11 protein-coding genes and 1 tRNA gene are annotated in these 16,764 nt (G+C 24.8%); all 12 read right to left on the bottom strand.

The window, feature by feature from the left end:
* Positions 1-10: 10 nt before the first annotated feature.
* Positions 11-373, bottom strand: coding sequence for a diacylglycerol kinase (locus tag ACKU4C_RS05685; protein WP_321315191.1), 363 nt, complete (start codon positions 371-373; stop codon positions 11-13).
* Positions 357-1,052, bottom strand: a complete 696-nt coding sequence (locus ACKU4C_RS05680; RefSeq protein WP_321315190.1) for a phosphatase PAP2 family protein — start codon at positions 1,050-1,052, stop codon at positions 357-359. The genes ACKU4C_RS05685 and ACKU4C_RS05680 overlap by 17 nt, the downstream gene beginning before the upstream one ends.
* Positions 1,033-2,643 (bottom strand): phosphoethanolamine--lipid A transferase, encoded by a 1,611-nt coding sequence (locus ACKU4C_RS05675; protein WP_321315188.1) that lies wholly within the window; start codon positions 2,641-2,643, stop codon positions 1,033-1,035. Before ACKU4C_RS05675 ends, ACKU4C_RS05680 begins: the two co-directional genes overlap by 20 nt.
* A 10-nt stretch (positions 2,644-2,653) precedes the next feature.
* Positions 2,654-4,558, bottom strand: a complete 1,905-nt coding sequence (locus ACKU4C_RS05670; RefSeq protein WP_321315186.1) for an LTA synthase family protein — start codon at positions 4,556-4,558, stop codon at positions 2,654-2,656.
* Between the two features lie 165 nt (positions 4,559-4,723).
* On the bottom strand, positions 4,724-5,035 hold the full coding sequence (locus tag ACKU4C_RS05665; RefSeq protein ID WP_321315185.1) for a monooxygenase: 312 nt from the start codon (positions 5,033-5,035) through the stop codon (positions 4,724-4,726).
* 210 nt (positions 5,036-5,245) lie between these two features.
* Positions 5,246-5,321, bottom strand: a tRNA-Glu gene (locus tag ACKU4C_RS05660).
* Between the two features lie 49 nt (positions 5,322-5,370).
* Positions 5,371-7,806, bottom strand: coding sequence for a PAS domain-containing sensor histidine kinase (locus ACKU4C_RS05655; protein ID WP_321315183.1), 2,436 nt, complete (start codon positions 7,804-7,806; stop codon positions 5,371-5,373).
* A 24-nt stretch (positions 7,807-7,830) separates the two neighbouring features.
* Complete coding sequence (locus ACKU4C_RS05650) at positions 7,831-8,622, bottom strand: ABC transporter substrate-binding protein (RefSeq protein WP_321315182.1); 792 nt, start codon at positions 8,620-8,622, stop codon at positions 7,831-7,833.
* Between the two features lie 103 nt (positions 8,623-8,725).
* Positions 8,726-9,661, bottom strand: coding sequence for a tetratricopeptide repeat protein (locus tag ACKU4C_RS05645; protein ID WP_321315180.1), 936 nt, complete (start codon positions 9,659-9,661; stop codon positions 8,726-8,728).
* Positions 9,654-10,430: a hypothetical protein gene (locus ACKU4C_RS05640; RefSeq protein ID WP_321315178.1), complete on the bottom strand. Its 777-nt coding sequence runs from the start codon at positions 10,428-10,430 to the stop codon at positions 9,654-9,656. Before ACKU4C_RS05640 ends, ACKU4C_RS05645 begins: the two co-directional genes overlap by 8 nt.
* A gap of 9 nt (positions 10,431-10,439) precedes the next feature.
* A complete protein-coding gene (locus ACKU4C_RS05635) occupies positions 10,440-12,479 on the bottom strand; it encodes an EAL domain-containing protein (RefSeq protein WP_321315176.1) in 2,040 nt (679 codons plus the stop codon).
* 143 nt (positions 12,480-12,622) lie between these two features.
* Positions 12,623-16,756, bottom strand: coding sequence for a TolC family protein (locus ACKU4C_RS05630; RefSeq protein ID WP_321315175.1), 4,134 nt, complete (start codon positions 16,754-16,756; stop codon positions 12,623-12,625).
* Positions 16,757-16,764: the final 8 nt, after the last annotated feature.

Raw genomic sequence — 16,764 nt, 5'->3', positions numbered from 1 at the left:
ACTATTTTCACTAAAAAAATATAATATAAAATATTGTAAGCCAAGTTACAACAAAAATAATAATACTAAAAAAGACTATTGCACTTCCAACATCTTTTGCCCGTTTCGCCATAATATGATGTTCCAATGTTACTAAATCAACTGTTCTTTCTATTGCACTGTTTATCGTTTCTGCAATCAACATCCCAAACAAGCTAATAAACATTAGAAGTTTATTTATTAATGAAGTATCAATAAATATTAATACTGGCAATAAGAATAAAACTAATATCAACTCTATTTTAAATGAGCTTTCTGTTTTTACTAAATCAACTATTCCATTTAGTGCATAACTTGTGTTTTTAAAAAAATTGTATTTAGGTTGATTTCTCAAAAAATTTCCTTTTTGTAAATTTAGCTATTAATAGTATCTCTAACCATGCAATTAACATAGTTATTATTGTATGACTTAAGAAATGATCTCCTATTGCCATCTTATATAAGCCCATTAGCCATGCCAAACTAATAGCAAAACCTAATGCTAAAATTTGGTTTTTTCTTTTTTTAAATAGAAAAAACAATGACATCAAAGCAAATCCGCCACTTGCATGACCTGCAGGCCAACATCGAATTTTACCATATTGTACAAAATCTTTAGGGTAAGAATCAAAAACCTTGATATCAGGATAGTTTCCACCAAAATATTCTATATTTTTAGGACAAGGAGTATTTGTAATATTTTTTAAACTAATAATAGTAAAAGGGACTATTATAGAGGATAAGACTATTACAATTAGACCAAAACGATACTTTTTAATAATCTGTTTTCTCCAAAAAATCACTAAAATACCTAAAATAAATAAAGCAAAAACAATTAAACTTTTCTTTAATCCAGAATATAATAAAAACTCACTAATTGGTTCTTGTCTATTCCATATCCAAGTCATATTATTAAAATTGAAAAAAAGTTCTTGAATATAAATATCTACATCAGTAACTTGAAAAAATATTAATACAAAAACCAATAAAATAAAACTAAGAAGAATTTGAAAATTAATCGATTTTTGCGTCATTTAATATATCCAATTCTTTTTTATACACTTTTGATTCAACCTCAAAAAGACCTAAAAGAGTATGAAAAAGATTATCTTGTGAAAATCTTTTATTGGAATAACTTTTAAGCTTCTCTACATCTATATCTTCTCTAATATCACCCTTTCCTAACCAAATAAATGAAGCAACATGTTTTTGATTTTCTGGGGCTATTAAATATGGCATTCCATGTAGATATAAACTATTTTCACCTAAACTTTCCCCATGGTCACTCATATATAACATTGCAGTTTCATAATCCTTTGAATAGGGTTTTAAGAAGTTTATCACTTTTGATAAAAAATAATCTGTATAAAGTATTGCATTATCATAAGCATTACTTACCTCTTCTTGTGTGCATTTTTCTAATTCATTTGTTTTGCATACAGGAGTAAACTTTTCAAACTCTTTTGGATATCTTTTATAATATGCTGGTCCATGATTTCCCATTTGATGTAAAACTATAAATATATCTTCATTTTTATTTTGTTTGATATATTCATCTAAGCCTATTAACATACCTTCATCACGACATTCAAGATCACAAACCTTATTGTTTTTTGCTGTTCTATAATCTTGAAAATCTACTCTTAAAGCAACACCTTTTGAGTCTGAATTATTATCTCTCCAAAGTACCTTTACATCTTTTGTATCAGTTAAAACATCTACAACATTTTCTGTAGAAATACCTTTTTTGTAACTGTAATCATCTTTTGTATAAATAGAAAACATACATGGAACTGAAACTGCTGTTGATGTACCACAAGAATACATATTAGAAAAATTTACTATATCTTCTTTTTCTAAAAGTGGATTTGTTTGTTTTTCATAACCATTTAAAGAAAATCTATCTGCCCTTGATGCTTCCCCAACTACCATAATAATAAGTTCTTTTTTATCTACTTCATCTAAAGGTGGTGTTATCTTTGCATCAGCTCCTATAATTTTGAACTGTGTAGTATCTGGAGTAATTGACTTTGTAAAATAATTACCAATACTATAAACCCAATATGTAGGATTTATATAATATCTTAAAGATTTATGCTCTCTAAAAAATGATGCATAAAACTTACTAAAACTAAAAATTATAACAATAATAATAAAAAAGCAAAAAAACAATACTTTAAGTTTTTTAATCGCCTCTTTTTTTATATTTTCATATTTTATTTTAGATTTGTAAACTAAAAAAGATGGAACTAATCCTAAAAAGAAAACATATAAAACTAACTTCATACTAAATAAATCTAAAGACTCATCTATATTTGTTTGTAGAGTATTTCTTATCATTTCACTATCAACAACTATATTATATGTATCCATAAAATATGCTACAAAAGATGAAACCATAAAAACTAAAATTAAAAATGGCTTTGTGGAATATCTGCTACTTATAAGTGTAAATAAGAACACATTTAGAAATATAAAAACTACAAAAACTGACAAAAAATATATAATATTTACTCCTACTAAATCATATACCTTTGAAAACTCCCTTATAAAAGTGAAATTGTAAAATAATGCAAAAACTAAAGCACTAAGTGTAATAAGTTTATATTGTGTAATATTTTTCATTTTAAATTCTTTATCTAAATAATTTATTTTCATAAATATGGTTTAATAATACAATAAATGCCAAAAGGTCTTTTTCCAACTCTATATCCTCTAAAGCTTTTACTAAATGTTTATTTTTATACAAAAAAGTTAATGGTTTTGTATTTGGTCTTAGTACAGATACCTTATCATCAACTCTTAAAGCATACCTATCATTGAACTGCATAAGATTTAAGTTTTGCTTTTTATCACTAAATATTGAGTGTCCCATAATTGAATTATTAGTTTCTATTCCTGCTAAATCTAATACAGTAGCTAATAAATCAGGTTGGGTAGCTAACTTCTCATATGTTTGAGGTTTTATTCCATCTGCTAAAATTAATCCAGGAATCTGAAACATATCAACAGGAACAATATCTTCTCCATAAACTCTTACATTATGATCAGCAGCTATAAGAAATATCGTATCTTTATAATAATCCTCTTTTTTAGCTAATTTAATAAATTCACCAATAGCATAATCTGCATATTTAACTGCATTTTTTACACTCTTTTTTGCTTCACCTTTTACTAACTCTATCTTTCCATCAGGGAAATCAAATGGTGTATGATTTGAGGTAGAAAATATTACTGATACAAATTTTTGATTATCTTTATAAAGTTTTTTATACTCTTCATTTGCTTTTTTTACTACATCTTCATCACTTACTCCCCAAGTTCCTACAAACTCTGGATTAGTAAACTTTTCTTGGTCAATAATCTCATCAAAACCATTTCCTAAAAACCAAGATTTCATATTATCAAATCTACTTTCTCCACCATATATAAATGATGAATAATATCCGAAAGGCTTAAGTAAAGAGGCAATTGTAGAAAAACCATTTTGTGCTTTATTTCTTTTTACCACACCTTTTCCTGGGATTGAAAAAATACCTGAAGTAAGTCCTGCAATTCCTCTAACACTTCGTGTTCCATTTGAATATAATTGCTTAAATAAAATCCCCTCTTTTGCTAATGAATTAAAATTTGGTGTTATACCATCTTCTCCTCCAACTGCCTTAACAAACTGGTATCCCATACTCTCTTGAATAAATATAACTATATTTTTTTTATTATCATTTGAGAAATGTGTAGGCTCTTTTCTATTTAAAACATATTTAGCATCACCTTGTTCTATCTTAAGTCTTTTTTCTACTCTTTTTATTGCTTCATCAATACTCATACTTCCATATCTTTTTTGAATATCTTTATTACTGTGTTTAAAAGAAGAATATAAGGCATAACCAATACTATAAATAGAGTTTTTACTTACTTCATTTAATACTCTATTAGATGAATACATGGCATCAGAAATATTTGCAGGTCTATGTCCAAAAGATGAACGAATCCCTATAAAAAGAACTATCATCAAAGGCAAAAACAATAAAAATCTCTTAAAATAATTTATTTCAAATAATTCAACAAAACTATCTTTATATTTTTTTAGATATAAAAAACAAAAACTTAAGATAATAGTAAATGCAATTAGAAGTTCAATCTTATAATCTGCAAAGATCATTGAAGAAACTTCTTTTGAATATTCAAGATATTCTATAAACAAATAGTTTGGTCTAGAATCATATTGTGCCATAAAAGGGAAAGTTGCTACTTCAATAAAAATTGCAAAAATCGAAAATACTAAAAAATAAATTTTTAATATTTTGTCTATAATATTACTAAAATATCTAGGCATAATTGTTAACATAAATGTTGGAATAATTAATATTATTGAAGCAACGATTGTATCCATTTTTAAGCCATATAAAAAGCTTAAGTAGATATTTGAATCAGAATCAATAAAATGGTCAAAATAGCTAATAAATAGTACAAGCCGTCCAATAAAAAATATACTTATTAATAAAAAATAATATTTTAAAAGTTTAAAAATAATATTCACTCGAAGGTTCCTTTATAAAGTTTAAAGGATTGTATTACAAGTAAATGAACTTTTTATGAATAAATTATGAAATAAATTTCATAATTTATTTACTTTTTGTTAATTGTATAATGAATAAAAAATAAGATAATCAAAGAATAAAAGAATATTAGTTTTTAAAGATATTTAAACCTTCAAAAACTCAGCCTTAGAAAGTACACTTAACTCTTCATTTATATTAAATATCTTTGACTTGATATTGTCATATCCAAAAGATTGTAGTCTCTTTGTGTGTTTTTCTAAATATCTATTTGCATCATCAAGATTATTAAATACATAAATTCCACCAGCTTCTTTAGTAGCTTCATTTTCAGTCCAAATTTTAAACTCCAAGCCCTCTTCTGTAGCAATATCTTTTGCTAAATCAGCCATAGCTTCACTCATCTCTTTACCAAAAGGTCCATTATGTGGAAAATCAATTTGTAATAAATATTTCATTTGTCATCCTAATTTTTTCGCTATAATAACCAAAATTAATAATTTTTGTCAACTAAATTTACAATGTAAATATTCTCTTAATCGCTTAAAAGAAGAAGAATATAAAAATATACCATTAATAATGTTCATATTTAAGATTTATTCTATCAATTTTCTTTGCACTTTTTAAAAAATGTACAGCATTAAATTGATTTTATAGTAAATATAAGTTGGCGACCCCAGGATGATTCGAACATCCGTCTTCAGGAGGAAATCCTGACGTCCTTGGCCACTAGACGACGGGGTCATAAATTTGAGAGTGAAATTATATAAAAAAGCTCTTTAAATATTGCTTTTTATTTTTTATTTGGTACTTTAATAATAAAACATGCTCCTTTGTATTCTTGTTTATTATATTTAAATTCTTTATTCTTTACAGATAAAAATCCTTTCATATGATTTTTAATAATCTCTTCACACATATATAAACCTATCCCCGTACCTTTTGATTGATGTTTAGTTGTAAAATATGGTTCAAAAACTCTATTAATTATGTTTTCAGGAATTCCTCCAGCATTGTCTTGAATTTTTATATAAATATAACCATCTTCTTCGGTTACATTAATTAACAATATTTTATTTTTTATTTTAGAAGACTCTAAAGCATCCTTTGCATTATTTAAGATATTAATCAAAACTTGAATAAACTCATTTTTTATTCCATAAACTTGCAATTTTTCTAAATTTAGTACAATATTAATCTCTTCACTTTTTACTTTAATACTAGACAATGTTAATGAATCTTCAATTGCTGTATGGATATTAAACTTCCTTACATCTTTATCAACTTTTAAAAAATTTCTAAAATCATCTATAGTTTTTGATAAGTATTGACATGAGTCATTAATAAAAAGTAATGATTCTATATCATCTTTTTCATCTGATATACCAATATTTTTCTTAAGAACCATTCCTGTAGCAGCAGTAGATATTACTGATAAAGGTTGTCTCCATTGATGAGCAATATTAGCTATCATTTCCCCCATAGCAGCCATTTTTGATTGTTGGTATAAAACATCATCTTTTTCTTTTAAAAGTTTCTCTTTTATTTTTTGTTCTGTAATATCACTAAAAACTCCAATATAATTTAACACTTCACCATTTTTATCAAAAATTGCATTTATTGTTAGCCATTCAGTGAACTCTTCTTGATTTTTATTTTTATTTATTATTTCACCTTCCCAATAGCCAAATTTGTTTATTTTTTCCCACATTTTATTATAGAAGATTTCATCATTTAAAGAAGACCTTAATATTTTTGTTTTTTCTCCTATTACTTCCTCTTTTTTATAACCAGTAATTTTCTCAAAAGATTTATTTACATCTATAAGTTTTGTTTCTTTATCTGTAATCATAATACCATCTCTAGTATTATTAAAAACAGTATATGCTTGTTTTAATCTTTTTTCTCTAGACTTTCTTTCAGTTATATCAAAACCTATAACAACAATAATTTTGCCATTTTCAGTGTCTAAGGATGAAATAGTTATATCAATAACTCTTTCTTGTTTATTTTTGTCTATTGCTATAACTTCTGTTTCTATGTTATTTCTATTTATATTTTTTATAAAAAACTTTATAGTTTTTCTTGATTCGTCATTCCAACAATCTAAATCCCAAAAATTATTTCCTCTTAAATGAATAGCTTTTTTTCCTAAAAAGTTTATAGCTAAATTATTTATATCAAAAATTTTTCCTTCAAAATCTAATACAACAGCTAAAAAATGAGAATCTTGAAATAAAAATTTAAATTTTTCTTGTTCTTGAATTTGCAATTTATGTGTCTTTATTTCATCTTCTCTTTTTTTATTATATAAAAAGAAAAAAACTAATGCTATTAAGATACTTATGATTAATATTGTAATAATTATGATAAAAAAACTATATTGTTTTTTATTCCAACTTAGAAGATTTTTTTCATAATCAAGTTTTACAAAAATGCCAATTGGATAATTTTTTGTTAAGGTTGAAGTTAAAATATATTTTACTCCAGCAATATCTTTTACTCCTGTGTATATATTATTTTTTATCGTTTTATTCAAAATATCGATCTCTTCAATATCTTTTCCAATAGACTTTGTACTATCAGAACTTAGTAATAATATTCCATCTAATCTAACTAATTCAAAAACTACATTTTCAGAATCTATATTTGTAATAAAACTATTTATAAAGTAATCACTATTTAAGTTAATTATAACTTTAAAATCACCTTCTATTGTTTCTATTTTTTTAGAAATAGGAATAAATGACTTTTCAATTGTTTCAGAATCATCTTCATAATTATATATATCATTACCACTTATAAAATCTCTTCCAGTCCAAGGAGTAGATACTTTTAAAATATTATCATCAAATAAAGTTTTAGGGAAAAAGTTTTGATTATTTATAACCACTCCCAAATTATAAATATTTGAGCTATAGATTATTTTTTCATTTTTTAAAATATTTAAAGATCTAATTTGAGGATAGTTTATTTGCATTTGTTCTAATCGATTATTTATATCAACTTTTTCTAAATCAAATAAAGATGCAATATTTGTAATTATTTGTTCAATGTTACTAATATCTTGGTTTAAACCTTTAGAAAAAGATTTTGCATTTAGTTTTGATATTGTTAAATAATTATTTACAGCTTCTTCTTTTAAAATAGACAAGGCATACATAATACTACTTGTAATTATCAAAAATGATATAAAAGCACCAATAAACAATTTAATATTTAACTTCATAACTATACACTATCTATTAATAAATTACTTTAATTTAACTATAGGTAATAAACCATTTCTTTTAGCAAGCTTTTTTAATCGTCCATCAGTTTTAATATCTTTAATAAACTTTTCTACTCTATTGTAAAATTTATCATCACCATATTTCATTGTCCAAGCATAAGGAATTAAATAGAAAGTATTTTTAGGAATAATTAATTTTGCCCAATCTGTTTTTGCTAACATTTTTTTACCATAAGGATAATCAGTCATAAAAACATCTGCTCTACCTGCTCTTACTTCATCCTCTCTTTGTTTAAACCCTTTAATTACTACTAGCTTTGCATTTTTTAATTTTTCTTTCATAATAGGTTCATGGTAAGTTCCTTTTGCAACTGCAACTACTACACCCTTTTTATCAATATCATCCCAAGTTTTAACTTTTTTGTTTGTTTTTGTTGTAACAGCGTAAATATCACTTTCTAAATGAGGGGTTGTAAATCTTATTTTTTCTCTTCTTTTTTCTGTATTACCTATGGCAAACATTGCAATATCACATTTGTTTGAGCTTATATCATCTATAAGTGTTGGAAATGAACTTTTAACTAATTTTAAATTGACATTTAAATCTTTTGCTAATTCAATAGCTAAATCACTATCAATACCCTCAAGTTTTTGTGTTCTTATATCAATATACGAGATTCCATAGTATTGTGGCCAAATACATACTCTTATTTCGTTATTAGCTTTTATTAGATCTAATCTACTATCTTTTGCATATAAAAAATTTGTAAAAAGTAATATAAATAAAATATTTATTTTAAACAATTTTTTCATTATTTTCCTTTTTTATAAACGTATAATACATAATTAATTTAGGTTGAAACTTAATTTGTAGAATTAATACATATTATAATATTAATATGTAGAGTGTGTGGATTTAAAAAAATTTATGTGTTTCTAAAAAATTTTTTGATCTTTCATGACCTTGTGATTCTGCCATTTTCAACCAATATCTAGCTTTTTCCATATTTTTAGTTGTACCATAACCGTTATAATAAAATAGACCTAAATAGTACATTGATTTAAGGTTATTCTGATTTGCGGCTTTTTTATATAACTGGAAAGCTTTTTTATAATCTTGCGAAGTGATATTACCATTTCTATAAATATCTGCCAATTTTATTATTGCTGTTTTATAATTTTGAACTGAAGATTTTTCTAGCCAAAAAACTACTTTTTCAAAATCTTTTTCTACTACATCACCAGACAAATACATCATGGCTAAATTATATTGTGCTACCTTATCTCCAGCATTTGATGAAACTTGATACCAATATAAAGCTTTTTTCTTATCTTTTTTAACTCCTTTTCCATAATAATACATTGAAGCTAAATTATTTTGTGCAATAACTACACCTTGTTGAGCAGAGTCTTTGTAGTATTTAAAAGCTATTTCAAGATTCTCTTTTGTTGGATTTTTTTCATAAATTAATCCAAGATTTAATTGAGCTAAAGCATATCCTTGATTAGCAGATTGCTCATACCAATATTTTGCTATTTTTAAATCTTTATTAACAACTTCTCCAAGAAAATACATATGAGCAAGATTATTTTGAGCTTCTTTATTCCCATTTTTTGCAGCAATTTCATACCAAAATAAAGCCAATTCTTTATTTTGCTCAACACCTAAACCTTTATAATTTAACAATCCAAGGTTATATTGAGCTAAAGGATTATCTTCCAATGCAAGTTTATTTAATTGTTCTAAAGCAAGTGAATATTTCTTTTTTTCTATATTACTTATTGCTTCATCAATTGAAACTGCATAAAGATGTAAAAAAGATAATAAAAAAATTGTTATTAATCTATTCATTTTCTGTTTTTATTCTATCCAGTGTTTTATCAATATTTGTATTTACTATATCATCTAATTCCTGAATTTTTTTATCTAACGCATCTTCTGCCTCAAGACTTTCTTGAGTATCTTCTAAATTTCCATTTTGTTTTTCAAGAATATCATTATTTGAATCCTCTAAAGTAAAAACTATATCATCAGCTAATATATCATCTTCAATTTCAGATAAAGATTTACTAGCTTTTCTTTGAGAAATTAAAATATTTGTAACCAAATCATCTTTTGTTGGTGAATTTATTGTATTTAAATCGATTCCATCACATAAAGCATCATCTAATGAAACCATACAACTATTCCATTTATCATTTAATCCTAATAAATAATCTATTCTTTCTAAAAGAAATTTATGTAAATCTTTTGACAAATACTCACTAGTCTCTTTATCAAAATCTTTAATTCTTTTTAAATTAATTTTAACAATAGATTTTCCATCTTCCTCTTCAATTGAGATGTTCCAAATATCATTTGTAGTATAGGCATAAAAAGGGAAATGATTAAGTTTAGTTTTTTGAACTTCTAAATTGTTTCTATATGAATCTATTCTAAATTGCTCTTTTCCTAAAAGAATGAATACTTTTTTAGCTGCTTCAAATATTGCATCTTTTGAAATATCTTCATAAACTTTTGTTGTCGTATTTTTTTCATACTCTGAGGTATTTATACTTTTTGTAGTTGAACTACAACCTACAAAAATAAAAAATATGAATATATAGAAATATTTAATCATTTATAAATCCTATCTACTTGCTGCATAAGTACCAAGTCTTTCTAATAAATCATAATCTGCATCAAGTTTAACTGTATCTGCAACTACTTTGATATTGTATAATTCTGCAAAAATTAAAATATTTTTTACTTTATGCTTTTTAATTACATCATTTGAAAAACCTGTTGTATATTCATGACTCATTCTAATATAATCAAGATTAAGATTTTTTAATTCTTCTAATGGATAATCAGTAGTCTTATATCTTTTTAATATAATACTTGCTCCAACCTTATGAATACTTTTTATAAACTCAATAAAAGAATCTTTATTTAAATAAGCTGTATATGAAGTAATACTAAATACAATTTTATCTATGATATCTTGATTTGCTTTTAACACATCTAATAACCATTTCATAAATTCTTTATTTTTTATTGATGTCATAGAGATATTTATAGCTATCTTATGATCTATATTATTACCTCTAATGTAAGCAAGGGTTTTAACAAGAACTAACTTATCAAACTTATCTGCTATATGAAGTTTATCTGCAACAGAAATAAAAGAACCTATAGGTTGAGGATTACCATTTGAGTCAATTAATTGTGGAGAAGCCTCACTCATAATTAAGTTTTCATCATCATCAAAAGTATATGTATCAAATACAAATTTCAAATTAAACTCAGCTCTTTTTATAATATCAACTACATTACTATCCAACTCAGAATAGTTTCTTTCAATTTCATCTTCTGCAACTATATAAAAAGAGTTTTTCCCTTGAATTTTTGAACGTTCGTATGCCTTTTCTAAAGTTGATAATAAAGAATCAATAGTTCCATATATGTCAAAAAATGTACCACCTATTTGGATATAATCATCTGGGATATTATAAATATCACTTAGTTTTTCATTTAATTCTTTTATAATATCATTGCACATTAATTCACAAGTTTCCATTTCTATATTTTTAGCAATTATTGCAAATTTTGAACCATAAAACCTATAAAGTTTCATCTCTTTATTGTATTTAAAAATCACATTCTTTAATATATTTACATAACTTTCAATAAAACTATTAATATATCCTGAATCATATTTTTCACTTATTTCACTAAGCTTTTCAATTTTTAAAATAAAGATATATCCAGGTATGGCTGAGACATACATACTTTTTATATCAAAATCAAATATTGTTTTATTTGGAAGTCCTGTTAGAGTATCACTAGAAACTTTTAACTCTAATGATTCTTTATTTACATTCAATTCATTTTTTAAAGCTGCAACTTTTCCTGATAATTTAGAGATTTTTTTAGTTAATTCCTTTATCTCAGGTGTACCTTCAAACTGACTTTTATCAATAATTGAAAATTTATCTAATAATATATTTTCCAAATATTCATTTAGATAATTTACTGGCAAAGTAACATATTTTTTAAATAAATATTTATGATAAAAACCTAATACAAAAATAAGAGGTAAACACATAACTATATTAAAAAGAATAAGCGTAAAAAGAAAATTTTGTATCTCACTATTTATTTCATATTTATTTATTTCATAAGTAATAGAAGCAACTGTATATCCTTGCTTTTTGATAGGATATGTTTTATTTAATTTATTTGTATCTAAAAAATTTCTTAAAAATGAACTTTCATTATTGCCTGTAATTAATCTTTTTTCTTTGATATTCGAAAAGTCTAATTTTGCAATAATATTTTTAATTTGACCATTTTTATATAATTGATATCTAACTCTAAGAGGCTGAGTTATTTCATAATTGTTTGAAGATATAAATTCATAATAAGAACTATTTGGTAGTTTGGTTATTAGACCAAATCTAACATCTACTATCACTTCTCCCAAACTCCATGACTTGTCATTAAAACCTTCAGAATTATCTATAAGAGTGTTTTTATCAAATATATATCTATTTTTATCTATTTTTATAAGTGAGAAAAGAGAAGTACTAAATACTTTTTCAATATCTTTTTTTATATTTTCTTTATTATATGTTAGAAAATCATTATTTAGTTTGCTATTTAAATAATTTACATTAACTTTATACATATCAATTTTTTTATTTAATATTATTTGCTTATAATATTGAAAATACAAATATGAAGAAAATATAAACGTCAAAGTAAACACAATTAACATTATATTAGAATAAGTAGTGTTACTATGAGTAAATTTATTACTAAACTTTTTTATCATCTAACACTTCCTATCATTTTAACAGGAGGATTTGATTCATAAATAACTGGATGTAAAGTTTCCGTTGCTTTTTTTGCTTCTTCTTTAGTATTATAAATACCATAATAAAGTTTTACTCTTTTAGAAGATTCTTTTACTACATAATATGGTCCAACTGCTCTTGCACTAACAAACCAATTAACTTCACTTGGCTTTAATGTAGCGATTTCTAAAGTAAATTTATCTTTTGAAACTGTTTGAAATTTTACTCTAAAGTTTTCTAACCTTTTTTTATAAGGGATAAACTCTTCTTTTTTATCTTGCTCTTTTGCACCAAAATCAATTTCCTCTATAGAAGTTTTAGGACGTACATATTTTACTTGTTTAGAGGCTTCTTCTTTTGCTATTTTCTCTGTTTCAAGTTTTGTTAATCTTTCTGCTTCTTCTTTCGCCTTTTTCTCTGCATCAAGTTTTGCTAATCTTTCTGCTTCTTCTTTAGCTTTTTTCTCTGCATCAAGTTTTGCTATTCTTTTTGCTTCTTCTTTTGCTTTCTTTTCTGCTTCAATTTTTGCTAATTTTTCAGCTTCTTCTTTAGCCTTTTTATCTGCTTCAAGTTTCGCTAATCTTTCTGCTTCTTCTTTAGCTTTTTTCTCTGCATCAAGTTTTGCTATTCTTTTTGCTTCTTCTTTTGCTTTCTTTTCTGCTTCAATTTTTGCTAATTTTTCAGCTTCTTCTTTAGCCTTTTTATCTGCTTCAAGTTTCGCTAATCTTTCTGCTTCTTCTTTTGCTTTTTTCTCTGCTTCAAGTTTTGCTAATCTTTCTGCTTTTTCTTTTGCTTTCTTTTCTGCTTCAATTTTTGCTAATTTTTCAGCTTCTTCTTTAGCCTTTTTCTCTGCTTCAAGTTTTGCTAATCTTTCTGCTTCTTCTTTCGCTTTTTTCTCTGCTTCAAGTTTTGCTAATCTTTCTGCTTCTTCTTTCGCTTTTTTCTCTGCTTCAAGTTTCGCTAATCTTTCTGCTTCTTCTTTCGCTTTTTTCTCTGCATCAAGTCTTGCTAATCTTTCTGCTTCTTCTTTCGCTTTTTTCTCTGCTTCAAGTTTTGCTAATCTTTCTACTTCTTCTTTCGCTTTTTTCTCTGCATCAAGTCTTGCTAATCTTTCTACTTCTTCTTTCGCTTTTTTCTCTGCATCAAGTCTTGCTAATCTTTCTGCTTCTTCTTTCGCTTTTTTCTCTGCTTCAAGTTTTGCTAATCTTTCTACTTCTTCTTTCGCTTTTTTCTCTGCTTCAAGTTTTGCTAATCTTTCTGCTTCTTCTTTAGCTTTTTTATCTGCTTCAAGTCTTGCTAATCTTTCTACTTCTTCTTTAGCTTTCTTTTCTGCTTTTAAAATTTCAGTATTATTTAAATTATTTTTTCTAAATGAATCTTGTGATCTAAAAATTTTTTGAATATATGGTTTGTTTCTCTTTAATTCATCTGATAAATTCTGTAAAGCATTTAATGCTTCATTTCTATCAGAATAAATACCTGAAAGAACCATTACCCTTCCACTATTTGAATGTAATAAAATAGATTCTTTTTCAATACCATTTTGATTAACAAATTTTTCAGCTTCTTCTAAACTTATAAATGATGCAAGACTGATTGTATAGTTATCTCTTGAGGCATTTAAAAAAGTTTTTTCATAAGTAGATAAACTATCAATTTCTAAATCTTTAACTTCTTTATTATCTAATTCTTTTTTCTCTTTTTTTGTCTCTTCTAATGATTTCTTTTCTTCTTTAGTAGTATTTAAAGGTTTTACTTTTTCTAAAGAGTCATCTTTATTTATTTTTTCTTCATTAAAAATCAAATTGTCATTATATTGTTTTTTCACAGAAGATACTTTTTCTACTATTGGAAATATATTTTCATTTTCTAAAATTAATTTATTTATTTCATCTTCAATACTTGTATAATCTTCATATATACCTGTAACTAACTTCAATAGTTCTCCACTATTTCCATATCTAAAGAAAAATGAGTCTTCATAAATCTCATTTTTATTTATAAATTGCTCTAATGCATTTAAATCTGTAAATGAAGAAACATTTATTGTATAAAATGCATCATTTGTATTTAAAAATTTTTCCTTAAATTCTGAATTAGTTTTAAATACTTTTTTTTCTGGAGGCTTAATTAATTTTTCTATAACTTTTATTTTAGTCTTTTGCTTTGGAACTTTTACTTTTAAGCCTTTTATATATTCATTATATAATTTTTTTATCTCACTTACTTTTTTAATTTCATATATTTTATCTGAATTTTTTTCTTCTAATTGTTTTAAATAATCTTCTGCACTCTGTCTAGTATCAAAATTATTATGTGCAATCTTAGTTTTAATATTATATTTATCAACCACATCATAAGCAAATGAATTATCATCTAAATCATACTCAATCATAAAATTAAAAGCATCATAAATAGAATCAAAATCACTAATCTCTATCATAAAACTTTCATCATCGAAATTTTTAAACTGCTGTAAATATTTATCAATTTTTTCTTTTAATGATATTTCAGGAATTTTAATCTCTATTTCTGGCTTTACTTCTTTCTTATCTTCTAGATCTTTTTTTGATTTTTCATTTTCAACTAAAGTTAAATCTTGACCATCTTTTGCAATTACAGTTTTTTTATAATCACTTTTAGAAAAATCAATAAATTTTGAACTATCTGGATTTACATCAAAGAAAGATGATAGTTCTCCTGTAAGCTCTAATATATTAAAGAAGTCTACAAGTTGGTTTTTTTCAAAATTTACAAGCTCTGTTTCAGCAGAATTTAGTTGTCTTTGCCCTTGTAAAAGTGTATTTAAATCTTGTTCTCCTAATTTAAAAGCTTCCCAATATGCAGTAACCATTTTTCTTGAAGCTTTAATCTCTTCAACTGTACTTTCTATAGCATCTTTTACAGTTTTTACAGATGTATGAATTTTAGATAAATTCCATTTTACTTTCTTTTTTTCTTCTTCAAGCTTATAAGATAAATCTCTTATTTTACTATTTGCTTCTAATACTTTATTTTTGTCTCTTCCACCATTAAATAAATTATAAGTAAGTTTAACTTTTCCACTTAAATCTGTTTCATCTTCTTCAATATCTTCACCATCAAATGTCTTTCCATAAGATAATTCAAAATCAACTTTTGGTTTAAATGCTGATCTCTTATTTTTTTGATTATACTTTTCAGCTTCTATACTTTTATAATAATTGATTAGGTTTCTATTCTTTTTTAAAGCTCTTTTATAAAGTAAATCAAAATCTGTAATATCAATATTGAAATTTTTTTCATAAGGGATAGTTTTTTGAAACTCTTCACCTACAATATACTCATAATATCTAAGTGCCTCAACAAATTTTGATTTAACTTTTACAAGCTTTGTCACTGCATTTGCAACATTAGCTTTTATTGATGTTAAATCCCCAATTGAAGCTGCACCACTTTCATATTTTGCAGTAACAATCTCTAATATTTTATTTAACTTCTTCATATTTCGTTCATTTACCATAACTGAACGATTTGTAAAAACTACATCAAAATATGCTTTAATAGCTTTTTTAATCTCTTCATCTAGTTTAATTCTATATTGATTTCTGGCAACTTCAAGTTTTTTAGAAACACTTTTTACATTATTAAAAGTTGCATTTCCAGAATATAGATTTTGTCTTAATACAAATTCAAAATTATTGTCAGTATAAAACTTATATTTTTCACCCTCATTTTGTCCAGGCTTAGTTCTTGTTCTTCCATATTCATAATTAAAATTTAATGTAGGATAATAATCTGCCATTGCATTTTTAACTTTTATTTCATATTGAATAACACTCTCTCTTGATGATTTTAAAATATCACTTTTTGATAAGGTTTCTAATACAACATCAATAAGTTTTACTTTTTGATAAAGATTTGTATCAAGATCATTTTCAGAATTAAAAGTCTTGATTTTAGAAATTCCCGGTACCTCTGATACATACTCTTTTTTTACAGCATTGATAGGTTCTTTTTTACCTTCAATTTGTTTTAATTTTGTAGGTCTAATTAAATTTAAATTATTTGTATCATCCAATCCATACATTGATGAGATAATTAAAAAGATTAATAAAATATATTTCAAAATACTCT

Source organism: Halarcobacter sp. (genome assembly GCF_963676935.1).
Lineage (GTDB): Bacteria > Campylobacterota > Campylobacteria > Campylobacterales > Arcobacteraceae > Halarcobacter.
This window is presented reverse-complemented; position numbering and strand designations above follow the sequence as displayed.